We start from the raw sequence: 26,365 nt of genomic DNA on the forward strand, positions 1-26,365 counted from the left end.
CCAGAAAAATAATGGTAAATTACTTTTTCTTCACCGGGCGTTGCCACCCTTGAATATGCACCTGTTTGACACGGCTGAGGACCAGTTCATCATCGGCGATATCACGAGTAACCGTAGTACCTGCAGCAATAGTGGCTCTTTTACCCACACAAACCGGCGCAACCAGTTGAGTATCCGACCCGACAAAAACACCATCACCAATGATAGTTTTATGCTTGTTAGCCCCGTCGTAATTACAGGTAATCGTTCCGGCGCCAATATTCACATCATCACCGATTTCGGCATCGCCCAAATAGCTCAAATGACCCGCTTTAGAACCTTTACCCAAGCGTGCTTTTTTTATTTCCACAAAGTTGCCAACATGAGCACCTTCAGCCAATTGTGCACCTGGGCGCAGTCGAGCAAATGGGCCAACCGTGCAAGCCGCTTTAAGCTCAGCATCTTCCAACACACTGTAAGGGCTGATTTCACAATCATCATCGATAACACAGTTTTTCAGCACACAACCACTACCAATTTTTACCCGATTACCCAGTTTGACCTTACCTTCAATAATCACATTGGTATCAATGGTAATATCACGGCCATGCTCCAACTCACCACGCAGATCAAAACGCGCGGGATCCAACAGCATTACACCCGCCAGCAACAGTTTTTCCGCTTGCTCAGCTTGATAGACACGTTCCAATTGTGACAATTGCAAACGGTTATTCACCCCTTCTACTTCACTCAGGCGGGCAGGGTGCACCGCTTCAATTTTGTTGCCCTCAGCATGCGCCAAAGCGATGATATCGGTGATATAGAACTCACCCTGAGCATTGTTGTTATTCAACATACCCAACCAGCGCTTAAGATCACCACCGCTAGCCACCAGAATCCCGGTGTTAATTTCATTAATCTGACGTTGTTGTTCGCTGGCATCTTTATGTTCAACAATACCAACGACTTCACCATTTTCACGCATGATACGGCCATATCCGCTAGGATCCTCAAGCTTCACGGTCAGCAATCCAATCCCCCCTTGAGGTTTGGCTGCCAACAGGCGCGTCAAGGTTTCCACTGCAATCAGCGGTACATCGCCATACAACATCAACACATCTTCATCATCAGCAAAATGCGGTGCCGCTTGCTGCATGGCATGGCCAGTTCCTAACTGTTCTGCTTGTAACACCCAATTTAGTGCATCGTTTTTTAAGGTGCTTTTCAGCAATTCACCACCGTGGCCATAAACCAGATGGACGTTTTTTGCGCCCAACTTCATGGCAGCATCAATAACATGCTGCACCATAGGTTTACCCGCCAACGGATGTAATACTTTGGGAAGGTCAGAATACATGCGTGTTCCTTTGCCTGCGGCAAGGATAACCACGCTCATTGCGCTGTTAGACATAAGTAACCTGATAACTCCATTTCGATGGACAAAAGTAAAACCGTTTACTGGCGGAATTACTACATATTTCTCTACAAAAATCTGAACGCTGTCAGAAGGCCTCTGACCTGACGCTAATTAAACCAAACCTATTTTACAACGAAAAAACTGTCGGCGATCAGAGACGTTTTTATTCCTCTGTAAGTAGCGATAGATAGCAATATCAGCCTGATTGAGCCGCTTATTTTAATACAAAAAAAAAGCGACCATAAAGGCCGCTTTCTGATTTCTGGATGTGGTGTACACCATTACATCGCTTTTCTGGTGAGCTCGATAACACGCAATTTTGCAATCGCTTTCGCCAGTTCAGCGGAGGCCTGAGCATAGTCGACATCACCATGAGAAGTACGGATGTGCTCTTCAGCTCTGCGCTTAGCTTCCAGCGCTCTCGCTTCGTCAAGATCCGATCCACGGATGGCTGTGTCTACCAGCACGGTGACCATACTTGGCTGTACCTCAAGGATACCGCCAGATAAGTAGATAAACTCTTCTTCACCGAACTGTTTAACAATACGCACCATACCAGGCTTGATGGCAGTCAGCAGCGGCGCATGACCAGGGTAAATCCCCAGCTCACCTTCGCTACCAGTCACCTGGATTTTCTGTACCAGCCCGGAAAACATCTCTCTTTCCGCACTGACCACATCCAGATGGTAAGTCATAGCCATATCAACCTCCTCTCAAGGCATTACAGTTTCTTGGCTTTTTCCACTGCTTCTTCAATGGTGCCAACCATGTAGAACGCCTGCTCCGGCAGGTGGTCGTAGTCACCAGCCATAATGCCTTTGAAACCACGAATGGTATCTTTCAGCGATACGAACTTGCCCGGTGAACCGGTGAAGACTTCTGCCACGAAGAACGGCTGAGAAAGGAAACGTTGGATTTTACGCGCACGGGATACCACCAGCTTGTCATCTTCTGACAGCTCGTCCATCCCCAGAATGGCGATAATATCTTTCAGTTCCTGATAGCGTTGCAATATAGACTGCACGCCACGCGCAACATCGTAATGCTCTTGGCCTACTACCAAAGGATCAAGCTGACGGCTGGTAGAATCCAGCGGATCAACAGCCGGGTAGATACCCAGAGAAGCAATGTTACGGCTCAGTACCACAGTCGCATCCAAGTGAGCAAACGTGGTGGCTGGTGATGGGTCAGTCAAGTCATCCGCAGGAACGTAAACCGCCTGTACGGAAGTGATAGAACCGGTCTTGGTAGAGGTGATACGTTCTTGCAGAACACCCATCTCTTCCGCCAGTGTTGGCTGATAACCTACCGCCGATGGCATACGGCCCAGAAGTGCAGACACTTCGGTACCGGCCAGGGTATAACGATAAATGTTATCGACGAACAGCAGTACGTCACGGCCTTCATCACGGAACTTCTCCGCCATGGTCAACCCGGTCAGCGCAACGCGCAGACGGTTACCTGGTGGCTCGTTCATCTGGCCGTAAACCAGAGAAACTTTATCCAGTACGTTGGAGTCGGTCATTTCGTGGTAGAAGTCGTTACCCTCACGAGTACGTTCACCCACGCCCGCAAACACCGAATAACCAGAGTGTTCGATGGCGATGTTACGAATCAGCTCCATCATGTTTACGGTTTTACCCACACCCGCACCACCGAACAGACCTACTTTCCCGCCTTTAGCAAATGGGCAGATCAGGTCCATAACCTTGATACCGGTTTCCAGCAGTTCCTGAGAGTTGGACAACTCTTCGTAGCTAGGTGCCGGGCGATGGATAGCCCAACGCTCTTCTTCACCAATGTCACCCTTCATATCGATAGGCTGACCTAACACGTTCATGATACGGCCCAAAGTAGCTTTACCTACCGGGACTTCAATCGGGTGTTGCAGGTCAGTGACCTGAAGGCCACGGCGTAAACCATCAGAGGTTCCCATGGCGATACAACGGACGACACCACCACCCAATTGTTGTTGAACTTCCAGCACCAGTTTCTCGGTACCGTTTTCAACCTCAAGAGCATCGTACACTTTTGGTACGGCATCCTGAGGGAATTCGACGTCCACTACGGCGCCGATTACCTGGATAATCTTTCCAGTAGCCATCTTGAATCCTCTACGTAATTCGTAAACCTGGTTAAACCGCGGAGGCTCCCGAAACGATTTCGGTGAGTTCCTGAGTGATGCTGGCCTGACGCGCCTTGTTGTATACCAACTGCAGCTCTTTGATCAGGCTACCGCCGTTATCCGTTGCGGCTTTCATTGCAACCATTCGGGCGGCCTGCTCACTGGCCAGGTTTTCCACGACACCCTGATAAACCTGTGATTCCACATAGCGGCGCAGCAACGTATCAAGCAGCACCTTAGGATCGGGTTCATACAGGTAATCCCAGGATTTCCGCTTCAACTCATCGTCTTCGCAAGGCGGTAACGGGAGTAGTTGAACAATTTGAGGTTCCTGAGACATCGTATTAACAAATTTGTTGCTGACAATATACAGCTTGTCTAAACGACCTTCGTCGTAGGCTTGCAGCATCACTTTCACTGGACCGATCAAATCTGACAATGTCGGGTTATCCCCCATGCCAGTGACCTGGGCAACCACCTTACCGCCCACAGAACCGAAGAAAGAAGTGGCTTTGGAGCCAACTAACGCCAAATCAGCTTCGACGCCTTTTTCAGACCAGCCTTTCATTTCTGTCAGCAGCTTCTTGAACAGGTTAATATTCAAGCCGCCGCACAAACCACGGTCAGTTGACACCACCAGATACCCTACGCGCTTAACATCACGCTCATCCAGGTACGGGTGTTTATATTCCAGATTCCCTAACGCCAGGTGACCAATCACCGCACGCATGGTCTCTGCATAAGGACGGCTGGCCGCCATGCGATCCTGCGATTTACGCATTTTGGAGGCGGCGACCATCTCCATCGCTTTGGTGATCTTCTGCGTGTTTTGCACGCTGCCGATCTTACTACGTATCTCTTTTGCGCCGGCCATCTCTGATTCTCCTCATTGCCAGCAACCTGCCATCATTCAACGACAGGTTGCTACGCGTTACCAGGACTGGGTTGCTTTAAAGGTATCGAGGATGCCTTTCAGCTTTCCTTCGATTTCGTCGTTATAAGCACCAGTTTGGTTGATGTGGTTCAGTAGTTCGGCATGCTCACGATCAGCATAAGCAACCAGAGCCTCTTCGAAGCTCACAACTTTCGCGACTTCAACATCGTTCAGGTAGCCACGCTCGGCAGCAAACAACACCAGAGACTGCTGGGCAACAGACATTGGCGCATACTGTTTCTGCTTCAGCAACTCAGTAACTTTCTGGCCATGGCTGAGTTGTTTGCGTGTTGCGTCGTCCAGATCGGAAGCAAACTGAGAGAACGCAGCCAGTTCACGATACTGTGCCAGTGCGGTACGAATACCACCGGACAGTTTTTTAATGATCTTGGTCTGTGCTGCACCACCCACACGGGATACTGAGATCCCCGGGTTAACTGCCGGACGAATACCGGAGTTAAACAGGTTGGATTCCAGGAAGATCTGACCATCGGTAATCGAAATTACGTTAGTCGGAACGAATGCAGAAACGTCACCCGCCTGAGTTTCAATAATAGGCAGCGCAGTCAGTGAACCGGTTTTCCCTTTAACTTCACCTTTGGTGAAAGCTTCAACGTATTCCGCATTAACACGAGCTGCACGCTCCAACAAACGGGAGTGGAGGTAGAAAACATCACCAGGGTATGCTTCACGACCAGGTGGACGACGAAGCAACAAGGAAATCTGGCGGTAAGCAACAGCTTGTTTAGACAAATCATCATAAACAATCAGTGCATCTTCACCACGGTCACGGAAATACTCACCCATTGCACAACCGGCATACGGCGCCAAATATTGCAATGCGGCTGATTCAGATGCCGTAGCAACCACCACAATGGTGTTAGCCAGTGCACCGTGCTCTTCCAGTTTGCGTACCACGTTAGAAATGGTAGATGCTTTCTGACCAATCGCCACGTAAACACATTTGATACCAGAATCGCGCTGGTTGATGATGGCATCAATAGCCAGTGCAGTTTTACCGGTTTGACGGTCACCGATCACCAACTCACGCTGACCGCGACCAATTGGAATCATGGCATCGACTGATTTATAACCAGTCTGTACCGGCTGATCAACCGACTGACGTTCGATAACGCCAGGGGCAATGGTTTCAACGGGAGAGAAGCCATCATTATCAACCGGGCCTTTACCATCAATAGGTTCGCCCAGGGTGTTAACTACACGCCCCAGCAAACCACGACCTACTGGCACTTCCAGGATACGACCGGTACATTTTACTTTCATGCCTTCGGCCAGATCCGTGTATGGCCCCATGACCACCGCACCCACAGAGTCGCGCTCCAGGTTCAATGCAATGGCATAACGGTTACCCGGCAGTGCGATCATTTCGCCCTGCATAACTTCGGCCAAACCGTGTACACGGATGATCCCGTCACTGACGGAAACGATAGTACCTTCATTGTGAGCTTCGCTCACTACATTAAACTGAGCAATGCGCTGCTTGATCAGTTCGCTGATTTCGGTGGAATTCAGTTGCATGCTCCAGTCCCCTTAAGACTGCAAGACGTCTGCCAGGCGTTCAAGACGACCGCGAACGCTGCCATCAATCACCATATCACCGGCACGGATAATGACACCGGCCAGTACAGACTTGTCAATTTTGCAATTCAGCTTAACTTTGCGTGATAAACGTTTTTCCATCGCAGCGGCAATCTTGGCCTGCTGTTCATCGTTCAGTGCGCTCGCAGAGAGCACGTCGACTTCGACGGTTGATTCCAGTGTGGCACGTAATGCAATAAACTGTTGCAGTACCGCAGGAAGAACCTGTAAACGCCTATTTTCGGCCATTACACGGATAAAGTTCTGGCCATGCTCATCGAACTCGTCACCACAAACCGCTATAAATGTTTTAGATAGCGTATCGGGTGCGATATCACCGGAAAGCAGTTCTGCCATCTGTTCATTACCAGTAACAGCAGCAGCAAACGTCAGCATTTTCTGCCAGCGTTCTATGCTTTGGTTCTCAACGGCAAAGTCAAAAGCTGCTTTGGCGTAGGGGCGAGCTACAGTAATAAATTCAGACATCAGCCCCTCCCTCCTTACAGTTCAGCGACCAGTTTATCAACGATGTCGCTGTTAGCAGCTTCATCCACGGAACGTTCGATTATTTTCTCGGCGCCTGCAATGGCCAACATCGCCACCTGCTTACGCAACTCTTCACGAGCGCGCTTACGTTCGGCATCGATCTCAGCCTGGGCCTGCGCCACGATTTTGTTGCGTTCCAGCTCGGCTTCCGCTTTGGCGTCGTCCACGATCTGAGCTTTGCGTTTGTTTGCCTGCTCAATGATTTTCTGGGCTTCCGCTTTGGCAGTTTTCAACTGCTCGGTCGCATGGGCTTGCGCTAAGTCCAAATCTTTTTTGCCACGCTCTGCAGAAGCGAGGCCATCAGCAATTTCTTTCTGACGCTTCTCGATGGCAGCCATAATTGGCGGCCATACATACTTCATGCAGAACCAGACAAACAGGATGAACGCGATAGCCTGGCCGAGGATTGTAGCATTAAGATTCACAGCACAATGCCTCTATAAAAGTTTAAAATGTGGTTTCTTCGCAGCGAGTGAACTCTGCTTACGCAACAGCAAACATTACGTATAGACCCAGACCCACAGCAATCATCGGGATGGCGTCAACCAAGCCCATAACGATAAAGAACTGTGTACGCAGTAAAGGGATCAAGTCAGGCTGACGTGCAGCACCTTCCAAGAATTTACCCCCCAGGATGCCGATACCGATCGCAGCACCGATTGCCGCTAAACCCATCATCACAGCGGCAGCCATGTACAGCAGATCCATATTCAGGTTTTCCATGACAGTCTCCAGTTTATTTCAGTTTATAAAAGTGCAAGTGTTTTAAGAAAATCAGTGCTCTTCAGACGCCATCGACAGATAGACAATCGTCAGAACCATGAAAATAAAGGCTTGAAGCGTAATGATCAGAATGTGGAAGATTGCCCAAGGCAAGCTCAGAACCCACTGTGACCACCACGGCAACAGACCAGCAATAAGGATGAAGATCAACTCACCCGCATACATGTTGCCAAACAGTCGCAACCCGAGAGAAACAGGCTTGGACAGCAGGCTGACACCTTCAAGGATCAGGTTGATAGGTATAAACACCGGATGGTTGAATGGCTGCATGGTCAACTCTTTAGCGAATCCACCAATACCTTTCATTTTGATGCTATAGAACAGAATCAGGATAAATACGGCCAGTGCCATCGATAAGGTGATATTGACATCTGCCGTAGGCACAACACGCAGTGCAGGAAGGCCTGCCATTGTCGCAATGTGCGGCAGAAAATCGACCGGAAGCAGATCCATCAGGTTCATCAAAAATACCCAGATAAATACTGTCAACGCTAACGGTGCAATCACCTTGCTCTTACCGTGGTACATATCCTTGACGTTGTTATCGACAAAACCGACGATCATCTCAACCGCAGTTTGCAACTTACCCGGGACACCACTGGTAGCATGTTTAGCCACTTTGCGGAAAATCGCCAAGAAAACAACCCCGAGGACAACAGAGAAAAACATCGAGTCGACATTAATCGACCAAAAACCCGTCCCGACCTGAAGATGCGTCAGGTGGTGACTGATATACTCCTGCGGAGTTAAGACTTCTGCAGACATGATGCCTCTACCCTTTGTATAGTTAATTTCGGTAACTGTTAATCACGGCAGGTGCCACTATCTGCACCACTAACACCGCTAAATAGGTCAGGGCTAACGGCATAAATGCCACTTTGAACACCCCAAGTGCCACAATCAACAAAATGATGGTGATCACGACCTTCAACCCCTCACCAATAGCAAACGACCAAGCAACCCGACCAGGTGCTGGTGTCTGCACCTGATGGCGCAAGGCAAACAGCATAAACATAGCATTGGGTAACCAGGCAGCAAGGCCTCCGGCCAATGCTGAAACACCCCATTCCAGGCTTTTCAACCCGAAACCCATGCTGATCAGAACAAAAGTCATTAACTGCAGAAACAGCAATTTGCGTGCTACTCTTCCATTGTAAAGGAACACAGACATGACGTTTGTTCTCTCCGTACCCCGAAGGGTAAACTGAGTGGCATATTCCTGTAAAACCCGCGTCATTGCCGTCTAGTTGCAACTTGCATGAACATGGGTAATGAAACAGCCTTCAATGCTATGAGTCAAGTAGCAAAAACCGTGCAAATTATACGGGCCACTCCAACGAATTCAATCAATAAGTAGCAAAAAGGTGAACAATTATTTAAATTTTCCCCTTTGAGACACATTTCAATAGAAACCGCCCTTTGCTCTATCACACTTACTGGCCTAGTTACTAGGCTATTGCATCAGTAAATGTGCTGTCTATCACAGTAAATTTTAGCGCTAATTTATAATCCAATTTAACGCCCATTGTCTTTAGCTAATCGAGCTATAAAAAAGATTACAAATCAAAGTATTGTAAGTAAACTTTTAAAAAACAATCGTAATACCATGCAAAAACATTTTACTGACATTTATAACCAGGTTAATTCAAGTTGCTGCCCACTGTTTACCATTTGAGTAACAATTACCATTTGAGTAACAATGGGGTCAGGCAAATAACATAAACACGTCGTTAAAGGTGTGACCAGATAGGTTTATCAAAAACCGCATACTATCTGACAGCAGTTACCTTCAAAAAAATTACAACTTATTGAAATTTAATAATATCAGTTCTCAAATCCACGAATTTATCATAGACACTGTCGACAGATAAGCTCTTCACATCATTATCCATTGACTCCAGAACCCGTGATGGTACTTGCCAAGGGCCCCAAAATGAGGAGTCATGACCTGCAAACAACGCAACGACCGGTTTACCTACCCCCACAGCGATATGTAATGCGCCGCCATCACTGGTGACAATTTGATCACATAAAGCCATACCTGCCATCAATTCACGAAGGTTGTTGGTTCTGTAAGGGATCAAATCTATGTCACGGCAGCCCTCTACCACTAAATCTGCTTTTTCATCATCACCAGGGTGAGTCGGATTATTACTCGAACCAGGGGACCAAAAAAGCATGATTTTACAGGGTTCACGCTCGGCTAATCGGTGAGCAAGTTCAATAAAATGGTTAACTGACCATCTCTGATTGATTTTTCTAGAACTGATCTGCAGACCATATAGCGGTATCTTGTCATTTTTAGATACTTTTTCTTCCGCTTTTTTTATCTCATCTGCTGTTACATACAGTTCTGCTTTCCCCGGGGTTTGATAACAACCGAGCGGTTTTGCCAGGAGCGATAACTCTTCTACGATATGATGACTTGTCCCTTGTACATACGGAATTTTGTCGGTGACAATATCAGGCGCATCGTCACCAATGGTAATAATTCGTTTAGCACCAGAGAGTTTTGCCCACATCACCGCCCGTTTGTTCCACTGCCCAGCAACGATAGCGGCATCATAACCAGCTCGACGGATACGATAGGTGGTCTGCAAACGATGCATAAAGGCACCCATTTTAGCCTTGAGCGATCGTTCATGGTGCGACTTGGTGTAGTAATAAATGTTGGCGACATTAGGATTACCATCGAGTACTGACATGTTATAAGAGTTAACCAACACATCAACTTGGTGATCTTTTGCTAGCATCGAGATAAGCGGGGTGGTCAAAATCAGGTCACCGATATTTTCTCGCCTGATCAGTAATATTTTCATTAATGAATCCCTTTATAAAACAAGCAGCATATCTCTTTTAAACGATGCCAATATTTATTCAATGGTTGATAGTACAACTAAATGGCGTTCCCCCGCCAACTCTGGCACCTGCAGACGGACCACAGACTCCAAAGAAACGCCCGCTGGCAATGGTGCCAGTTCATTTTCGGGATAGACTCCCTTCAATGCATAGAAACGCCCTTGGCCTGGTGTTGGCAAGTGGTGACACCAAACCAGCATATCTTGTAATGACGCAAAAGCACGGCTGATTACACCATCAAATGTCGGATCCGCAATGAACTCCTCCACACGGCTTTGTACTGGCTCGATATTTTTCAGACCCAGTTCATGCTGCACCTGGCGTAAGAAACGGACACGCTTGCCCAAGCTATCAAGCAGAGTGAAATGCGCATCAGGCCGTACAATAGCCAACGGAATACCAGGCAAACCAGGGCCAGTACCTACATCGATAAAGCGTGAACCGGTCAGATGGGAATTAACCACGATGCTATCCATGATATGGCGAACCAGCATTTGTTGTGGATCACGGACTGAAGTGAGATTGTAAGCTTTATTCCACTTGTCGAGCATATCGACATAAGCCAGTAATTGGCTTTTTTGCTGATCGGGAAGCGCAATTCCTGCCGCAGAAAGCAATGAATCCAGTTTTTTTTGCACCACTAATGTCCTCTGACAGATGCAGAACAGCAGACCAATCAGGAACTGCCTCTTAAGACAATCAATAATAATTCAGACATGCAAAGATGTCAGTGGCCGTTTCTCAGTAGAAACGAAACGACCATAGAACAGTATTAGGCACTATGCCGCAATAACCCTTGTTTTTTTAACCAGATCAATAAAATAGAGATCGCCGCCGGGGTAATGCCTGAAATACGAGAAGCCTGACCGATCGAGTTAGGTTTATGATCGTTAAGTTTGGCAATCACTTCATTCGATAAACCTGAAACCTGGCGATAATCAAGATCCAGCGGCAATACGGTATTCTCATGACGCTGGTGTTTTTCGATCTCATCTTGTTGACGGGCAATATATCCTTCGTATTTAACCTGAATTTCTACTTGTTCGGCAGCTTGTAAATCAGTGAGTGCCGGAGCGAAAACAGCCACGGAGGTTAATAGGCGATAATCGACCTCTGGGCGGCGCAAAAGCTCTTCGCCGTTAGTTTCTCGCGATAATGGCGATTTCAACAGAACATTAACCAGTTCCACATGCTCTGAATGCGGATGGACCAGGATATTACGCAAGCGCTGACGTTCTTGCTCAATGCGCTCCAACTTCTCACAGTAACGCTGCCAACGTACATCATCAACCAATCCCAATTCACGGCCTTTTTCTGTCAGGCGCAAATCTGCGTTATCTTCACGTAGCATCAGACGATACTCAGCGCGCGAGGTAAACATACGGTATGGTTCTTTGGTGCCTAATGTACTGAGATCATCCACCAGCACACCAAGATAAGCCTGATCGCGGCGTGGTGACCACCCTTCCTGTTCCGTAGCATGGAGTGCAGCATTCAAGCCAGCCAACAAACCTTGTGCGGCAGCTTCTTCATAACCGGTGGTCCCATTTATCTGGCCAGCAAAGAACAGCCCCTGGATAAATTTGCTTTCCAACGTTGGTTTTAAGTCCCGAGGATCAAAGAAGTCATATTCAATAGCATAACCAGGGCGAACAATACGGGCATTCTGCATTCCTTTCATTGAACGAACAATTTGCATCTGTACGTCAAAAGGCAGACTGGTAGAAATACCGTTGGGATAAATTTCGTTACTGGTTAAACCTTCCGGTTCAAGGAAGATCTGGTGTGCATTACGATCAGCAAAGCGCATGACTTTGTCTTCGATCGATGGGCAATAACGTGGCCCGATCCCTTCGATGATCCCGGCATACATTGGACTACGATCAAGGTTGCTACGGATCACTTCATGCGTTTTTTCATTGGTATAGGTGATATAGCAAGGTAGCTGTTGCGGATGCTGGTTAGCATTCCCTAAAAAAGAGAACACTGGGAGTGGGGTATCCCCAAACTGTGGTTCTAACAGATTAAAATCAATTGTTCGCGCATCAATACGGGGTGGTGTGCCCGTTTTTAGACGATTGACACGCAACGGCAGCTCACGCAGACGTCGTGATAAAGAGATCGATGGCGGATCTCCTGCTCGGCCACCACTGTAGTTTTCCAACCCGATATGGATCTTGCCATCAAGGAAGGTTCCCACCGTCAGGACGACCGCTTTGGCGCGGAATTTTAATCCCATCTGGGTAACCGCACCAACAACACGATCATTTTCGACAATCAAGTCTTCAACCGCTTGTTGAAAGACCATCAAATTAGGTTGGTTTTCTAACGCTGTGCGAATTGCTTGGCGATACAGCACACGATCTGCCTGAGCGCGGGTGGCTCTGACAGCCGGTCCTTTACTGGCGTTTAGTATTCTAAACTGGATCCCAGCCTGATCGATCGCCGTCGCCATTAAGCCGCCAAGTGCATCAATTTCTTTAACCAGATGCCCTTTACCAATACCACCAATCGCCGGGTTACAGGACATTTGTCCAAGCGTATCGATATTGTGAGTCAGTAATAACGTTTGACGCCCCATACGCGCAGCAGCCATGGCTGCTTCAGTGCCAGCATGGCCACCACCGATAATAATGACGTCAAATTGCTCTGGATAAAACATGGAACAGCACCTCAAAAGAACTGGCGAACAATCATTGTTTGTCCTGGGGGAGGGATTCTACTCAAGTTTAGACGATCGACCAAGTGGTCAGGATCGACGGGTAATAAAAAGAAGATCTTTTTATTTAAAGATCTCTTTATTAGATCTCTTATTAGGATCACGATCTTCTGTGCATAACTCAACATTCTCTATTTATATCATTAAATTAAAGAGGATCATTTACTGTGAATGATCGGTGATCCTGGTCAGTATAAGCTGGGATCTAAAAGGCATGTTATACACAGGCCTAGCCGAGTACCTAAGTTATTATAGGGATAACTACGGGTTTTCCCCTGCTTTAAAGCCTAGTTATACACAATCGTTCGCTTATTATTTAATCAATTAGAGCAAAATAATCCAATCACTGAGCCATTTTTCGGCGGGATCTTCGGGGATCTCATGTTGGGTGACGTCGATCTCAAGACGTGAACCGATCCTTTTTGCGCCATTTTCTTGCAGAAGCTCATCAAGCTGTTTGATCGCCCCGCAGAAAGTATCGTACTCAGAACTACCTAACCCCACGGCGCCAAACTTCACCAAGGATAAATCCGGTTGTTGTTGTTTAATCTGTTCCACCAGGGATTGCAGGTTTTCTGGTAAATCGCCGGCTCCATGAGTAGAAGATATCACCAACCATAAGCCAGATAACGTCAGTTCATCCAATTCCGGACCATGCAATATTTCGGTTGAGAAACCCGCTGCTTCGAGCTGTTCGGCTAAGTGTTCTGCAACATATTCTGCACTGCCAAGCGTACTGCCACTGATTAGAGTAATGTCTGCCATGAATGATCCTAACCTTGCTGAAGAGGAGCTATTGTACGCTGTGAATTAGTTGGGATCTAGCAGTGGATAATATGTGTATGTTTTAGCATTTATCCAAGCTGTAGGCGGGTTGGACGCAACTTGGATAAATGTGGATAGAATCAGTACTAAGGTGTGATGGTACGCATAATGGGATTCTGCAGCGAGATCAGGGTTTCTGTTGACTGGATCTCGTCGATAGTCTGGATCTTATTGATAAGGACCTGCTGCAATGCGTCTATCGAACGACACATAACCTTGATGAATACACTATAGTGGCCAGTGGTATAGTAGGCTTCAACCACCTCTTCCAGATTTTCCAGTTTTTTTAGGGCTGAAGGGTAATCCTTGGCACTCTTTAAGATAATGCCGATAAAGCAGCAGACATCATAACCCAGTTGTTTAGGATCGATATCAACTCGGGTACCGGTAATGATCCCCGCCTGTTTCATTTTCTCAACCCGTACATGAATGGTGCCCGGGCTAACACTAAAGTTTTTTGCCAGTTCAGCATAAGGTGTTCTGGCATTTTCCATTAAGGCGTTCAGAATGCCGCGATCGAGATTATCGATCTGATAAATTTCTGCCATTAAAACCCTCTTTAATTGATGATTATTGAATTATTACGGATTAAAAATGAACGATTAAAAAGAAAAAGGCAATATTTATTGATGGATATTGAATTCAAGTATCATTCTGTTGCTTAATCGTTGGCAACTAAACAGGTTATTAAAGAGATACCGTAATGAAAAAGCAGTATATTCAAAAACAGCAACAGATCAGCTTTGTGAAATCCTTCTTTTCCAACCAACTGGAACAACAGCTTGGTTTGATTGAAGTTCAGGCTCCAATCCTCAGTCGACTCGGTGATGGCACTCAAGACAACCTTTCCGGTAGTGAGAAAGCGGTTCAAGTAAAGGTGAAAAGCTTGCCTGCATCTACGTTTGAAGTAGTGCATTCATTGGCTAAATGGAAACGTAAAACACTGGGTAGCTACGATTTCAGTGCTGGTGAGGGTCTGTATACCCATATGAAAGCGCTGCGTCCGGACGAAGATCGTCTGACCCCGATTCATTCAGTGTATGTGGATCAATGGGACTGGGAACGCGTCATGGGTGATGGTGAGCGTGACCTGGCTTATCTGAAAAAGACGGTTAAGCAGATCTATGCTGCAATAAAGGATACGGAACTCGCGGTTAGCCAGAAATATGGTTTAGTACCGTTCCTGCCAGAGCAGATCCACTTTGTTCACAGCGAAACCCTACTGCAACGTTATCCAGAACTGGATGCCAAAGGCCGTGAGCGTGCTATTGCCAAAGAATTGGGCGCGGTATTCCTGATTGGTATTGGTGGTAAGCTTTCTCATGGTAAATCCCATGATGTACGAGCACCGGATTATGATGACTGGACCACGGCAGATAGTGAAAATGGTGCTGGGTTAAATGGCGATATTTTGGTGTGGAACCCAGTATTGCAAGACGCATTTGAGCTTTCGTCGATGGGGATCCGGGTTGATGCTGAAGCCCTGCAACGTCAACTGACCTTGACTGACGATTTGGATCGTCTGAAGTTGGAATGGCACCAATCATTATTGCGTGGCGAAATGCCACAGACCATTGGTGGTGGTATTGGGCAATCTCGTCTGGTGATGCTGTTACTGCAATTGCCACATATTGGTCAGGTGCAGTGCGGTGTATGGGCGCCAGAAGTGCGTGAAACTGTAGAAGGGTTGTTATAAGTATCAGCGCCGCCAGCTTGAGTACAAGCAGTGCTGGTGGGGTGGTCATGTGCTGGCGATTAATCCGGCCTACACCAGCCAGCAATGCGCTTGCTGTGGTCATACAAGGAAAGAAAACCGCCAGTCACAAAGTCAGTTCAGGTGTATGGAATGTGGATATACAGAAAACGCTGATATAAACGGCGCGCGTAATATTTTAGCGGCGGGGCACGCCGCGTTAGTCTGTGGAGAGAGGGCAGCTTTAGGCCGCTCGATGAGGCAGGAACCCGCCGAGTCGAGTCAGACTTCAGTCTGAATGTTGTAGGGGTCTTCGCCCTTTAGGGCGGAGAGGATGTCAACCCTGTCTATTTTGTAATGAGAACGGATGATAATGGTTCGTATTCATTCAGTTCGCTATCGCACAGTGGCTTCCTGATATACGTTATCCACTTTAGCAAACCGCTTAACGCCTTTCCTGTTGGCAAGGTCGAGCAATACAATTTACGCCCACTTACCTTCCAAGAATTTATTTATGCCTCAAAAGAATCGGCGTTGATCAAGGCATTCGATACGCAAGCTAGTACTCCCGCAGCGCATAGCAAATTGATGGATAAGCTGACGGATTACTTTTTTACTGGTGGCATGCCGGAAGCGGTTGTCGCTTGGTACCAATTCAAAGAGTTGGGCATTTTAGAGCGCGTTGCAAAGGTCGCTAAAATTCATGCTGATTTAGTCGCAGGCTACCAACGTGATTTTGCTAAATACGCCGGTAAGGTTGATGCAACATTGATTGAGTCAGTGTTCAATAGCATACCCGCGCAGCTTTCCCTGGTTTTAGATGAATCGGTTAAACGCTTTAAGTTTAAAAACGTCCATAACCGTAAATATCGCTATAGCGATTTTGAAACCGCTATCCATTGGTTAAGATGCTGCCGTTTGGCGCTGGCTAACTACCCCATTGAAGGTACGCCCAAAGCCCCACTTGCTGCCTACAAAAAAGAAAATAAGGTTAAATTATTTCTGTTTGATGTGGGCTTGCTTAACCATATGTTGGGCAGCAGTTATAAAGAAATTAAACAGCAACACTATGAGTACAAAGGTTATATAGCTGAAAATTTTGTACAACAAGAGCTTGCTGCCATTGGCGTTGACCCTAGCTATTCGTGGAATGATGCTCGCGCAGAAATCGAATTCATTATCTCAAATAATGAGGGCAATATTGTCCCAATAGAAGTAAAAAGCGGCAAAAGGACACGCGCTAAATCGCTGGCCTCCTATATAGAAAAGTGCGCACCAAGAAAAACATTTAAATTAACTGGTACGCAAGGTTCTTCACCATTAGAGCAAACCAACATGGTGATGCCTTTGTATTATATCCAGTATTTACCTTCAAAGTGGTAACTGCTCCATCAAGGTAGGAGCCCACAGGGTTATTCATATTTTGTTTATTTTTATCATCAGTGATAAGCATAGGTATGCAGGTTAAATGATGCATACAGTGTGTCCCTAGTGTTTGCGGATTTTTACGTAACGTGAAACAACTGGGGTATTTTTTGGTAGGGATAGTTGGTTGAGCTAGCAAAAAAAATTATGAATACTGAACACAAGCAGCCGTTATCGGCAGTCACTCTGGCAGCAATTGGGGTGGTTTATGGTGATATAGGGACCAGCCCGCTCTATACCTTAAGAGAGTGTTTTTCTGGGCACTATGGTTTTGAGGTCCGTCCTGATGTGGTATTCGGGTTTTTATCTCTTATTTTTTGGATGTTGATTGTTATCGTTTCTTTGAAGTACCTCACTTACGTTATGCGTGCAGATAATGCGGGTGAAGGGGGTATTCTGACCTTGATGTCGTTGGCCGGGCGCAATACATCGGCACGTACCACGTCATTATTGGTTATTCTGGGTTTGGTTGGTGGCAGCTTCTTTTATGGCGAGGTGGTAATTACCCCGGCGATATCGGTTATGTCGGCAATTGAAGGGTTGGGAATCGCCGCACCTTCACTCGAACCCTATATCGTTCCTTTGTCCATTCTGGTTTTGACTCTATTATTTGCTATCCAAAAGCATGGTACCGGCAGCGTCGGCAAACTTTTTGCGCCAGTAATGTTGCTGTGGTTCATCGCGTTGGCGTTACTCGGTGTGCGCAGTATTATTGCTAATCCTGAAGTGTTGCAGGCCCTCAACCCTAAGTGGGCATTCAACTTCTTTGTTGAATATAAGACAGTCTCCTTTTTTGCCATGGGAGCGGTGGTTCTTGCAATTACCGGAGTGGAAGCCTTGTATGCCGATATGGGCCACTTTGGTAAATTTCCAATCCGTTTGGCTTGGTTTGCGGTGGTGTTACCTTCATTGGTACTCAATTATTTCGGTCAAGGGGCGTTGTTGCTGAAATCACCCGAGGCCATCAAAAACCCGTTCTTCTTGCTTGCTCCTGACTGGGCGCTGATTCCTTTGCTGATTCTTGCCACATTGGCTACTGTTATCGCTTCTCAGGCAGTCATTTCCGGCGTGTTTTCATTGACTCGTCAGGCGGTGCGTCTGGGGTATTTGTCGCCGATGCGTATTATTCATACCTCGGAGATGGAGTCTGGCCAGATTTATATCCCGGTGATTAACTGGACACTCTATCTTGCTGTCATCTTGGTGATTGTCGGTTTTGAACACTCCAGTAATCTGGCAGCGGCTTACGGTATCGCTGTTACTGGCACCATGGTGTTGACCAGTATTCTTATTACTTGCGTTGCGATTAAAAATTGGCATTGGAACCGCTATTTTGTACTGAGTATTTTACTGATATTGCTGATTATTGATGTTCCTATGTTCTTAGCCAATGCGATGAAACTCTTTTCCGGCGGTTGGCTGCCACTGGTGATGGCATTGATGATGTTCATTATCATGACAACTTGGAAAAGTGAACGTTTTCGCTTGTTGCGTCAGATGCACGAACACGGTAACTCTCTTGAAGCAATGATAGCTTCATTGGAGAAATCTCCCCCGGTTCGCGTTCCTGGAACGGCGGTGTTTATGTCGCGTGCGATTAATGTCATTCCATTTGCGTTACTACATAACTTAAAGCACAACAAAGTATTACATGAACGTGTTGTCCTGCTTACCTTGCGTACCGAAGATGCCCCCTATGTGCCTAATGTCCAACGGGTGACAATTGAACAGTTATCGCCGACTTTCTGGCGTGTTGTCGCTCGCTATGGTTGGCGTGAAAGACCTAATGTTGAGGATATTTTTCACCGTTGCGGATTGGAAGGGTTACCTTGCCGAATGATGGAAACATCGTTTTTTATGTCCCATGAGTCACTGATACTGAGTAAACGCCCCTGGTATTTGCTACTGAGGGGGAAATTGTTTATTGCATTAAGCCGTAACGCGCTGAGGGCTGCCGATCAGTTTGAGATCCCACCTAATCGAGTTCTAGAACTGGGTACCCAAGTGGAGATATAACAATCTGAATTTATTAATTAAATCAAATTTTCTCATCGAATCATTCAAGTTACAGAGGTAGGTAAACGGTAGCTTGAATGAAATTAACCAGGTAAGCGAAACGTTTCGATGGCGATCACATTTTTTCGATTATTGAGTTGTCTTTCTCAGAAATTTTTCTAAACTCTATGGTGAGCGAAACGTTTCGCTGTTGGAGTTAATCTAAAAAATGAAAAAAGGCGTACTACTGAATTGTGATGTTTCTGCGGTTGTATCTCGCCTCGGACATACTGATCAGATCACGATTTGCGATGCGGGACTGCCGATTCCGGCGACAACGCAGCGTATTGACTTGGCTCTGACTCAAGGTGTGCCGACATTCTTACAGGTTGTCGGCGTGGTCACGCAGGAAATGCAGGTAGAAAGCGCTATTCTGGCGGAAGAGATTGTTAAAAATAATCCGTCGCTCCATGAAATGTTACTGGCTCAACTAAAACAAATTGGCCAACTCCAGGGAAACACCATCAGTGTAAGCTATATCAGCCATAGTGCTTTTAAAGTGCAAACTGAACATAGCCGGGCGGTGATACGCAGTGGAGAATGTTCGCCTTATGCGAATGTGATCCTCTGCGCCGGCGTAACATTCTGAGGCATTTATGCAACCTTTACTGGAACTTAAAGGGATTGATAAAGCCTTTCCCGGCGTGAAAGCACTTTCTGGCGCTGCCCTCAGCGTTTACCCAGGTAGGGTAATGGCGTTGGTGGGGGAAAACGGTGCCGGAAAGTCAACCATGATGAAAGTGCTTACTGGTATTTACAGCAAAGATGCTGGCAGTCAGTACTATCTTGGTAAAGAAGTGACCTTCAATGGGCCGAAGGATTCGCAGGAGGCGGGCATCGGCATCATTCATCAGGAACTGAACCTGATCCCACAGCTAACCATTGCTGAAAATATCTTTTTGGGGCGTGAATTTGTCAATCGGTTTGGCCGCATTGACTGGAAACGTATGTATGCCGAAGCGGACAAACTGCTGGCACGCCTCAACCTGCGTTATAGCAGCCACCGTCTGGTCGGGGAATTGTCGATTGGTGATCAGCAAATGGTGGAAATCGCCAAAGTGTTGAGCTTTGAATCTAAAGTTATCATCATGGATGAACCTACCGATGCGCTGACCGACACTGAAACTGCCTCTCTGTTCAATGTGATCAATGAGCTGAAAGCCGAAGGGTGTGGCATTGTTTATATTTCCCATCGACTGAAAGAGATCTTTGAAATCTGCGACGATGTGACCATTTTCCGTGATGGGCAGTTTATTGCTGAACAGCCGGTTGTTCAATTGCAGGAAGATACGCTGATTGAAATGATGGTTGGGCGCAAATTGGAAGAGCAATATCCACGCCTGAACTTGCCTCGAGGTGAAAAACGTCTGCAAGTTAGCCATGTTTCCGGCCCGGGTGTTAATGATGTCAGCTTTACTCTGTACAGCGGTGAGATTTTGGGTGTTGCTGGCTTGATGGGTGCTGGCCGTACCGAGTTAATGAAAATCCTATATGGCGCTGCACCACGCAAAAGTGGCACAGTGAATCTGGATGGTCATGATGTGATCACCCACTCTCCCCAAGATGGTCTGGCAAACGGCATCGTCTATATTTCTGAAGACCGTAAGCGTGATGGCCTGGTACTGGGGATGTCAGTAAAGGAAAATATGTCGCTTACTGCCCTGCGTTATTTCAGCCGTGCTGGTGGTAGCTTGAAGCATTCAGATGAACAAGTCGCCGTGAGTGATTTTATCCGTTTGTTCAATATAAAAACCCCTTCAATGGAACAGCCTATTGGGTTACTTTCCGGCGGAAATCAGCAAAAGGTGGCGATAGCTCGCGGTTTGATGACTCGGCCAAAAGTGTTGATCCTTGATGAACCTACTCGTGGTGTCGATGTCGGGGCGAAGAAAGAGATTTATCAGTTAATTAATCAGTTTAAGCAGGAAGGGTTGAGCATCATTCTGGTCTCTTCGGAAATGCCTGAAGTACTGGGAATGAGTGATCGCATTTTGGTTATGCATGAAGGTCATCTCACCGGAGAGTTCCCAATTGAACAGGCTACCCAGGAAGTGCTGATGGCTGCCGCTGTCGGCAAGCAATACGGCGTAAAGCAGGAGTAATCAGATATGAGTTCACAGACTGTCGCGGCTAAGCGCTGGTTTAGTAAAGAGTGGCTGTTGGAGCAAAAATCACTGATAGCGCTGCTGGTGCTGATTGCCGTGGTTTCTTCAATGAGCCCGAATTTTTTCACTGTCAATAACCTGTTCAATATCCTACAGCAGACATCAGTGAACGCCATTATGGCGGTCGGGATGACGTTGGTGATCCTCACTTCTGGTATTGATCTCTCAGTAGGCTCATTACTGGCGCTGACTGGTGCGATAGCTGCCTCTATGGTAGGGCTTGAAATCAATGCCGTCGCTGCGGTTGCTGCTGCGCTGGCATTAGGTGCTCTTGTAGGCGCCGGTACCGGGTTTATTGTAGCCAAAGGTAAAGTTCAGGCATTTATTGCAACCTTGGTGATGATGCTGTTACTCCGTGGTGTCACCATGGTGTACACCAATGGCAGCCCGATCAACACCGGTTTTACTGATGTTGCTGATGCCTTTGGCTGGTTTGGTATTGGCCGCCCGTTGGGGGTGCCTACGCCAATTTGGATCATGGCTATCGTGTTTATTGCTGCATGGTATATGCTGCACCATACCCGCCTGGGCCGTTATATCTATGCTTTGGGGGGCAATGAAGCCGCAACTCGTCTTTCCGGCATTAATATCGATAGAGTGAAAATCATCGTTTACTCACTGTGCGGGTTGTTAGCTGCCCTGGCGGGAGTGATAGAAGTAGCACGCTTATCCTCGGCACAACCCACGGCAGGTACCGGTTATGAACTGGATGCCATTGCTGCGGTCGTTTTGGGGGGAACCAGCCTGGCGGGTGGTAAAGGGCGGATCGTTGGTACACTGATCGGGGCGCTGATCCTTGGCTTCTTGAGCAATGGTTTGAATTTGTTGGGTGTTTCTTCTTACTACCAAATGATCGTCAAGGCAGTGGTTATTTTGCTGGCGGTTTTGGTAGATGACAAAAGTAGCAAGTAACCTCTCCATTACAGGAATATCGACCATGAAAATGAAAAAACTGGCAACTTTAGTTTCAGCTTTTGCGTTGACTGCAACCTTGAGTGTTAATGCTTTGGCAAAAGATACTATTGCTCTGGTAGTGTCTACCCTTAATAACCCCTTCTTTGTTGCCATGAAAGAGGGTGCACAAAAAGAAGCTGACAAACTGGGCTACAACCTGGTGGTGTTGGATTCTCAGAACAACCCTGCTAAAGAACTGGGAAACGTACAAGATCTGGTGGTACAGAGCCCAAAACTATTACTGATTAACCCGACAGATTCTGATGCGGTAGGTAATGCCATCAAGATGGCTAATATGAACAAGATCCCGGTTATTACATTGGACCGTATGGCATCTAAAGGTGATGTTGTTAGTCATATCGCCTCTGATAACCGTGCTGGCGGTAAAATGGCAGGTGATTTTATTGCTAAGAAAGTGGGTGCTGATGCCAAAGTTATCCAATTGGAAGGTATCGCAGGGACTTCTGCAGCACGTGAGCGTGGCGAAGGTTTCAAACAAGCACTGGAGCAACACAAATTTAAGTTACTGGCTAGCCAACCTGCAGACTTTGATCGCACTAAAGGCCTGAACGTTATGCAAAACCTGCTAACAGCTCATCCAGATGTGCAGGCTGTATTTGCTCAAAACGATGAGATGGCGCTGGGTGCATTACGTGCATTGCAAACTGCCGGTAAAACGGATGTTGTGGTAGTGGGTTTTGATGGTACTGATGATGGGGTGAAAGCGGTAGAGGGCGGTAAAATGGCTGCAACCGTGGCGCAACGTCCAGAGCAGATTGGTGCTATGGGTGTTGAAACTGCCAACAAAGTACTGAAAGGCGAGAAGGTTCCAGCCACTATTCCGGTTGACTTGAAACTGATCACTAAATAAGTCATCTCTGCGCCATCAATGTGGTTATCACGATGGCGCGTAATTTTCTGGAATCAATGCGATGCAAACTGGCAAGTTGGTGGTGTTAGGCAGTATCAACGCCGACCATATCCTCAATGTAAAACAATTTCCTTTGCCGGGCGAAACGGTGATAGGCAAGCAGTATAAAGTTGCTTTTGGTGGCAAAGGAGCTAATCAGGCGGTCGCTGCTGGGCGTAGTGGGGCTGATATTACCTTTATTGCCTGTGTTGGCGCTGATGATATTGGTGAACGTATTCGCCAACAACTGGTTACTGATCGCATTGATACCCAACCAATAGAAGCTATTCCTGGTAACACCACTGGTGTCGCCCTGATTTTTGTCAATGAAGACGGTGAAAATGTTATTGGGATTGATGCGGGAGCCAATGCTGCCGTGACCCCTGATTATCTCCGTCGCTATCAACAAACAGTGATTGATGCTGATGCGCTATTGATGCAGCTTGAGTCACCACTTGAAACGGTGATAGCCGCAGCCAAACTGGCAAAACAGCACCAGACTCAGGTTATTCTTAACCCCGCGCCTGCCTGTGAATTACCTGATGATTTGCTGGCGATGGTCGATATGATCACCCCAAATGAAACAGAAGCACAGCGACTCACGGGTATTGCCATCAATAATGATGACGATGCCGCCCGAGCTGCCAAGGTATTACATGATAAAGGCATTAGCCGTGTGATTATTACCCTTGGTAGCCGAGGTGTGTGGTTAAGTGAACAGGGTGATGGTGGCAAACTGGTTCCCGGTTTTAAGGTTAAAGCAGTGGACACCATAGCGGCTGGTGATACGTTCAATGGTGCATTGGTTACCGCTTTACTTGAAGGCAAAGCAATCAGTGAGGCGGTGCGATTTGCCCATGCGGCAGCAGCGATAGCGGTTACTCGCCCAGGCGCTCAACCCTCAGTACCATGGCGAGAAGAGATAGACACCTTCCTGCAGCACCAGGGGTAAATTTTGGCTACCATGAAAGATGTCGCCCGCTTGGCGGGTGTTTCAACCTCGACAGTGTCACATGTGATTAATAATAATCGCTTTGTCAGTGATAGTGTGCGCGCCAAAGTCATGGTGGCGATAGAACAACTTAATTATGCTCCCTCCGCTTTGGCCCGCAGCCTGAAACTTAACACCACGCATACTATTGGTATGTTGGTGACATCCAGTAATAACCCTTTCTATGCCGAAGTAGTCCGTGGTGTTGAACGAAGCTGTTACGAACGTGGTTATAGCTTGATCTTGTGTAATACCGAAGAAGACCTGGAGCGAATGAACCACAGTATTGAAACACTGCTGCAAAAGCGTGTTGATGGTTTGTTGGTTATGTGTACTGAGAATCATCGAACTTCACAAGATGCGTTTAGCCGTTACCCCTCTTTACCTATCGTGATGATGGATTGGTCCCCATTCGATGGAGCCAACGATATTATTAAGGATAACTCGTTATTGGGGGGCGAAATGGCAACCGATCATCTGATTGCCAGGGGCTACCGCCAAATAGCGTGTATTGCTGGGCCGCAGGATAAAATGACCGCGGGCCATCGTTTGGAAGGTTATCGCCGTGCCATGCAACGTGCTGGGCTCGAAATTTTGCTAGGCTATGAAGTACATTGCGATTTTGAGTTTGCTGGTGGAGTCAACGCCATGAAACAACTCTTGGCACTGGATAATCCGCCACATGCGGTATTTGCAGGGAATGATGCCATTGCTGTGGGGGTTTATCAGGCACTATATCAGGCGGGGCTTGTGGTACCGAGGGATATGGCAGTCATTGGATATGACGATATTGAGCTTGCACAGTATCTGGTTCCCCCACTAAGCACTATTCATCAACCGAAAGACTCCTTGGGAGAACTGGCGATCGACGCATTAATCAATCGATTGCAGGATCCTGAGCGTGATGCTCAACTTCTGGTGCTGACACCTGAATTGATGCAACGAGCTTCCGTTGGTCAGCGTTAACTCAACAGATGTCAAACTAAGTGACCAGCCAACCCCTTGCAAGGTTCAACATCGCCGCCATCTAGGGTTATCCCCATCTTCATTTAAGTGTTGTCTTGTAACAATATCTGACAGGCAGTCAATGCCGAGATACTGTCACCCGCTATGATGGCATCAACAATGGCTTGATGTTGTTGTAGCTTGATGACTTCATTGTCGGTAATAGCTTGAAAATAGTTTCGATAAACCGAGCTGAAAAGGTTGGCAAATGAAATCAGAAACGGATTATCGCTGGCTTGGTATATAAGCTGATGGTAGCGGGTATCGATATCAATCCAGTGGTCACGGTCAAAATTAATGTGCAGTGCTTTCATTTCTGCCATCAAGAGAGTTAATTGCGTTTTCTGATGTGGTGTCGCTTGAGTTGCGGCCAGTGAGCATGCTTGGGGTTCCAGAGAAGCCCGCAGGATAAGAAAATGCTGCATAATCTGGTCGAAGTTCTCCTTTGTCATCCACCAGGTCAATAAATCTTGATCGAGAAAATTCCATTGGTTTTGTGGCATGACGCGAGTACCAATTCGTGGACGTGGCAACAGCATCCCTTTGGCTGCCAGTATTTTTACCGCTTCACGTACTGCGGTGCGACTAACTCCAAATTTTTCTCCCAACTCCATCTCGCCAGGAAGAATAGAGCCAGCCTGATATTCACCAGCCAGAATTTTTCGGCCAAGCTTTTCCGCAAGCAAATAGGAAAGATTACGCTGTGCGGCCTGTTGTTGAATATTAAATTGCATGACAACTATTTCCTTTGACTGCATCGTTATCCGTCAGTTTACGTCAGAGCGAGCCTGGTTTATGGCTATTTTCCGAATAAAAAGAGATAAAAAGATGAATAAAAGCGCGCTTTGCCGAAAAAAGACGCGGTTGAAATGTTTTTTGAATTTAGGGGTTGCGGTGAACTGAGAACTCCCTATAATGCGCCTCCACTGCTCGGGAACAACGGCTGACAAGTCGCCCAGGCAGGAAGAAGCAACCCGGTGAAAACACCGTCTCTTGTAGAGAAAAAGGTTGACTCTTCAGCGGGAAAGCGTATTATCTGCCTCCCGCGTTACCAGGAAGTTTTGGTAACCATGCTCTTTAACAATTTATCAGACAATCTGTGTGGGCACTCACAAAGACGATATCCAGTTGCTTCGGCAACAAAAAAATATCAAGTCTTAAAGAGTGACTCATGTAAGTAAAATTCATGCAGTAATCTTTGAGCATCGCTATTAACTTAGCAAATCAAGCTTTTAATTGAAGAGTTTGATCATGGCTCAGATTGAACGCTGGCGGCAGGCTTAACACATGCAAGTCGAGCGGTAGCACAGGGGAGCTTGCTCCCTGGGTGACGAGCGGCGGACGGGTGAGTAATGTCTGGGAAACTGCCTGATGGAGGGGG

25 protein-coding genes, 1 rRNA gene and 1 pseudogene are annotated in these 26,365 nt (G+C 47.0%); 11 read left to right on the plus strand and 16 right to left on the minus strand.

All coding sequences use genetic code 11. The features are described from left to right. Nucleotides 1–19 precede the first annotated feature (19 nt). From glmU to asnC, 15 genes are all read right to left on the minus strand, one after another. A complete protein-coding gene (gene glmU / locus IO95_RS23260; RefSeq protein WP_037384881.1) occupies nt 20–1,390 on the minus strand; it encodes a bifunctional UDP-N-acetylglucosamine diphosphorylase/glucosamine-1-phosphate N-acetyltransferase GlmU in 1,371 nt (456 codons plus the stop codon). Between the two features lie 287 nt (nt 1,391–1,677). After that, nucleotides 1,678–2,097, minus strand: a complete 420-nt coding sequence (locus tag IO95_RS23265; RefSeq protein ID WP_023488961.1) for a F0F1 ATP synthase subunit epsilon — start codon at nt 2,095–2,097, stop codon at nt 1,678–1,680. 20 nt (nt 2,098–2,117) lie between these two features. After that, on the minus strand, nt 2,118–3,500 hold the full coding sequence (gene atpD / locus IO95_RS23270; protein WP_023488960.1) for a F0F1 ATP synthase subunit beta: 1,383 nt from the start codon (nt 3,498–3,500) through the stop codon (nt 2,118–2,120). Between the two features lie 31 nt (nt 3,501–3,531). After that, entirely contained in the window at nt 3,532–4,395 is an 864-nt protein-coding gene (atpG, locus tag IO95_RS23275; protein ID WP_023488959.1) for a F0F1 ATP synthase subunit gamma, read from the minus strand. A gap of 57 nt (nt 4,396–4,452) precedes the next feature. Beyond that, nucleotides 4,453–5,994, minus strand: a complete 1,542-nt coding sequence (atpA, locus tag IO95_RS23280) for a F0F1 ATP synthase subunit alpha (protein WP_023488958.1) — start codon at nt 5,992–5,994, stop codon at nt 4,453–4,455. A 12-nt stretch (nt 5,995–6,006) separates the two neighbouring features. Further along, on the minus strand, nt 6,007–6,540 hold the full coding sequence (gene atpH, locus IO95_RS23285) for a F0F1 ATP synthase subunit delta (RefSeq protein ID WP_023488957.1): 534 nt from the start codon (nt 6,538–6,540) through the stop codon (nt 6,007–6,009). Nucleotides 6,541–6,554: 14 nt separating this feature from the next. Beyond that, nucleotides 6,555–7,025 (minus strand): F0F1 ATP synthase subunit B, encoded by a 471-nt coding sequence (gene atpF, locus IO95_RS23290; RefSeq protein WP_023488956.1) that lies wholly within the window; start codon nt 7,023–7,025, stop codon nt 6,555–6,557. A gap of 58 nt (nt 7,026–7,083) precedes the next feature. Next, nucleotides 7,084–7,323 carry a F0F1 ATP synthase subunit C gene (atpE, locus tag IO95_RS23295; protein WP_000429386.1) on the minus strand — a complete coding sequence of 80 codons (240 nt, stop codon included), beginning with the start codon at nt 7,321–7,323 and terminating at the stop codon, nt 7,084–7,086. 51 nt (nt 7,324–7,374) lie between these two features. Continuing rightward, nucleotides 7,375–8,148, minus strand: coding sequence for a F0F1 ATP synthase subunit A (atpB, locus tag IO95_RS23300; protein WP_037384894.1), 774 nt, complete (start codon nt 8,146–8,148; stop codon nt 7,375–7,377). A gap of 22 nt (nt 8,149–8,170) precedes the next feature. Continuing rightward, on the minus strand, nt 8,171–8,554 hold the full coding sequence (atpI, locus tag IO95_RS23305) for a F0F1 ATP synthase subunit I (protein WP_037384896.1): 384 nt from the start codon (nt 8,552–8,554) through the stop codon (nt 8,171–8,173). Nucleotides 8,555–9,188: 634 nt separating this feature from the next. Beyond that, nucleotides 9,189–10,136, minus strand: coding sequence for a glycosyltransferase family 9 protein (locus tag IO95_RS23310; RefSeq protein ID WP_235186757.1), 948 nt, complete (start codon nt 10,134–10,136; stop codon nt 9,189–9,191). Between the two features lie 120 nt (nt 10,137–10,256). After that, nucleotides 10,257–10,880 carry a 16S rRNA (guanine(527)-N(7))-methyltransferase RsmG gene (gene rsmG / locus IO95_RS23315; RefSeq protein ID WP_037385004.1) on the minus strand — a complete coding sequence of 208 codons (624 nt, stop codon included), beginning with the start codon at nt 10,878–10,880 and terminating at the stop codon, nt 10,257–10,259. Nucleotides 10,881–11,014: 134 nt separating this feature from the next. Next, complete coding sequence (gene mnmG, locus IO95_RS23320) at nt 11,015–12,904, minus strand: tRNA uridine-5-carboxymethylaminomethyl(34) synthesis enzyme MnmG (RefSeq protein WP_037384900.1); 1,890 nt, start codon at nt 12,902–12,904, stop codon at nt 11,015–11,017. 381 nt (nt 12,905–13,285) lie between these two features. After that, nucleotides 13,286–13,726, minus strand: a complete 441-nt coding sequence (gene mioC / locus IO95_RS23325) for an FMN-binding protein MioC (protein WP_037384903.1) — start codon at nt 13,724–13,726, stop codon at nt 13,286–13,288. 146 nt (nt 13,727–13,872) lie between these two features. Beyond that, on the minus strand, nt 13,873–14,334 hold the full coding sequence (gene asnC / locus IO95_RS23330; protein WP_037384906.1) for a transcriptional regulator AsnC: 462 nt from the start codon (nt 14,332–14,334) through the stop codon (nt 13,873–13,875). Between the two features lie 155 nt (nt 14,335–14,489). On the opposite strand from asnC, the gene asnA reads away from it, so the two are divergent. The 10 genes and pseudogenes from asnA to rbsR all read left to right on the plus strand — a co-directional run bounded on the left by asnA (nt 14,490) and on the right by rbsR (nt 24,945). Further along, on the plus strand, nt 14,490–15,482 hold the full coding sequence (gene asnA / locus IO95_RS23335; RefSeq protein WP_037384909.1) for an aspartate--ammonia ligase: 993 nt from the start codon (nt 14,490–14,492) through the stop codon (nt 15,480–15,482). Between the two features lie 4 nt (nt 15,483–15,486). Further along, nucleotides 15,487–15,777 (plus strand): annotated as a pseudogene (locus IO95_RS24600) (zinc ribbon domain-containing protein); the annotation flags it as partial. A 59-nt stretch (nt 15,778–15,836) separates the two neighbouring features. Continuing rightward, nucleotides 15,837–16,862: an ATP-binding protein gene (locus tag IO95_RS23340; RefSeq protein ID WP_023492807.1), complete on the plus strand. Its 1,026-nt coding sequence runs from the start codon at nt 15,837–15,839 to the stop codon at nt 16,860–16,862. 189 nt (nt 16,863–17,051) lie between these two features. Then, nucleotides 17,052–18,920, plus strand: coding sequence for a low affinity potassium transporter Kup (gene kup / locus IO95_RS23345; RefSeq protein ID WP_037384911.1), 1,869 nt, complete (start codon nt 17,052–17,054; stop codon nt 18,918–18,920). Between the two features lie 208 nt (nt 18,921–19,128). After that, nucleotides 19,129–19,548 (plus strand): D-ribose pyranase, encoded by a 420-nt coding sequence (gene rbsD, locus IO95_RS23350; RefSeq protein ID WP_023490699.1) that lies wholly within the window; start codon nt 19,129–19,131, stop codon nt 19,546–19,548. Between the two features lie 7 nt (nt 19,549–19,555). Further along, complete coding sequence (gene rbsA, locus IO95_RS23355; RefSeq protein WP_023490700.1) at nt 19,556–21,061, plus strand: ribose ABC transporter ATP-binding protein RbsA; 1,506 nt, start codon at nt 19,556–19,558, stop codon at nt 21,059–21,061. Nucleotides 21,062–21,067: 6 nt separating this feature from the next. Then, nucleotides 21,068–22,036: a ribose ABC transporter permease gene (gene rbsC, locus IO95_RS23360; protein ID WP_023490701.1), complete on the plus strand. Its 969-nt coding sequence runs from the start codon at nt 21,068–21,070 to the stop codon at nt 22,034–22,036. 25 nt (nt 22,037–22,061) lie between these two features. Beyond that, nucleotides 22,062–22,949 carry a ribose ABC transporter substrate-binding protein RbsB gene (rbsB, locus tag IO95_RS23365; protein ID WP_037384913.1) on the plus strand — a complete coding sequence of 296 codons (888 nt, stop codon included), beginning with the start codon at nt 22,062–22,064 and terminating at the stop codon, nt 22,947–22,949. Nucleotides 22,950–23,010: 61 nt separating this feature from the next. Next, nucleotides 23,011–23,940, plus strand: a complete 930-nt coding sequence (rbsK, locus tag IO95_RS23370) for a ribokinase (RefSeq protein ID WP_023489579.1) — start codon at nt 23,011–23,013, stop codon at nt 23,938–23,940. 3 nt (nt 23,941–23,943) lie between these two features. After that, a complete protein-coding gene (rbsR, locus tag IO95_RS23375) occupies nt 23,944–24,945 on the plus strand; it encodes a ribose operon transcriptional repressor RbsR (protein WP_037384916.1) in 1,002 nt (333 codons plus the stop codon). An 83-nt stretch (nt 24,946–25,028) separates the two neighbouring features. Here the strand turns inward: rbsR and IO95_RS23380 are convergent, their stop codons facing one another. After that, nucleotides 25,029–25,718 carry a FadR/GntR family transcriptional regulator gene (locus IO95_RS23380; protein ID WP_023489581.1) on the minus strand — a complete coding sequence of 230 codons (690 nt, stop codon included), beginning with the start codon at nt 25,716–25,718 and terminating at the stop codon, nt 25,029–25,031. A 499-nt stretch (nt 25,719–26,217) separates the two neighbouring features. Between IO95_RS23380 and IO95_RS23385 the strand changes: the two genes are divergently transcribed. After that, nucleotides 26,218–26,365: ribosomal RNA gene (locus IO95_RS23385) — 16S ribosomal RNA — on the plus strand; the annotation flags it as partial.

The sequence above is a fragment of the Serratia sp. DD3 genome (assembly GCF_000496755.2).

Excerpts from the sequence above, each read along its gene's own strand:
- glmU (WP_037384881.1), bottom strand. The coding sequence starts at position 1,390 with ATGTCTAACAGCGCAATGAGCGTGGTTATCCTTGCCGCAGGCAAAGGA.
- IO95_RS23265 (WP_023488961.1), bottom strand. The coding sequence starts at position 2,097 with ATGGCTATGACTTACCATCTGGATGTGGTCAGTGCGGAAAGAGAGATG.
- atpD (WP_023488960.1), bottom strand. The coding sequence starts at position 3,500 with ATGGCTACTGGAAAGATTATCCAGGTAATCGGCGCCGTAGTGGACGTC.
- atpG (WP_023488959.1), bottom strand. The coding sequence starts at position 4,395 with ATGGCCGGCGCAAAAGAGATACGTAGTAAGATCGGCAGCGTGCAAAAC.
- atpA (WP_023488958.1), bottom strand. The coding sequence starts at position 5,994 with ATGCAACTGAATTCCACCGAAATCAGCGAACTGATCAAGCAGCGCATT.
- atpH (WP_023488957.1), bottom strand. The coding sequence starts at position 6,540 with ATGTCTGAATTTATTACTGTAGCTCGCCCCTACGCCAAAGCAGCTTTT.
- atpE (WP_000429386.1), bottom strand. The coding sequence starts at position 7,323 with ATGGAAAACCTGAATATGGATCTGCTGTACATGGCTGCCGCTGTGATG.
- atpB (WP_037384894.1), bottom strand. The coding sequence starts at position 8,148 with ATGTCTGCAGAAGTCTTAACTCCGCAGGAGTATATCAGTCACCACCTG.
- atpI (WP_037384896.1), bottom strand. The coding sequence starts at position 8,554 with ATGTCTGTGTTCCTTTACAATGGAAGAGTAGCACGCAAATTGCTGTTT.
- IO95_RS23310 (WP_235186757.1), bottom strand. The coding sequence starts at position 10,136 with ATGCTAGCAAAAGATCACCAAGTTGATGTGTTGGTTAACTCTTATAAC.
- mnmG (WP_037384900.1), bottom strand. The coding sequence starts at position 12,904 with ATGTTTTATCCAGAGCAATTTGACGTCATTATTATCGGTGGTGGCCAT.
- mioC (WP_037384903.1), bottom strand. The coding sequence starts at position 13,726 with ATGGCAGACATTACTCTAATCAGTGGCAGTACGCTTGGCAGTGCAGAA.
- asnC (WP_037384906.1), bottom strand. The coding sequence starts at position 14,334 with ATGGCAGAAATTTATCAGATCGATAATCTCGATCGCGGCATTCTGAAC.
- asnA (WP_037384909.1), top strand. The coding sequence starts at position 14,490 with ATGAAAAAGCAGTATATTCAAAAACAGCAACAGATCAGCTTTGTGAAA.
- IO95_RS23340 (WP_023492807.1), top strand. The coding sequence starts at position 15,837 with ATGAGAACGGATGATAATGGTTCGTATTCATTCAGTTCGCTATCGCAC.
- kup (WP_037384911.1), top strand. The coding sequence starts at position 17,052 with ATGAATACTGAACACAAGCAGCCGTTATCGGCAGTCACTCTGGCAGCA.
- rbsD (WP_023490699.1), top strand. The coding sequence starts at position 19,129 with ATGAAAAAAGGCGTACTACTGAATTGTGATGTTTCTGCGGTTGTATCT.
- rbsA (WP_023490700.1), top strand. The coding sequence starts at position 19,556 with ATGCAACCTTTACTGGAACTTAAAGGGATTGATAAAGCCTTTCCCGGC.
- rbsC (WP_023490701.1), top strand. The coding sequence starts at position 21,068 with ATGAGTTCACAGACTGTCGCGGCTAAGCGCTGGTTTAGTAAAGAGTGG.
- rbsB (WP_037384913.1), top strand. The coding sequence starts at position 22,062 with ATGAAAATGAAAAAACTGGCAACTTTAGTTTCAGCTTTTGCGTTGACT.
- rbsK (WP_023489579.1), top strand. The coding sequence starts at position 23,011 with ATGCAAACTGGCAAGTTGGTGGTGTTAGGCAGTATCAACGCCGACCAT.
- IO95_RS23380 (WP_023489581.1), bottom strand. The coding sequence starts at position 25,718 with ATGCAATTTAATATTCAACAACAGGCCGCACAGCGTAATCTTTCCTAT.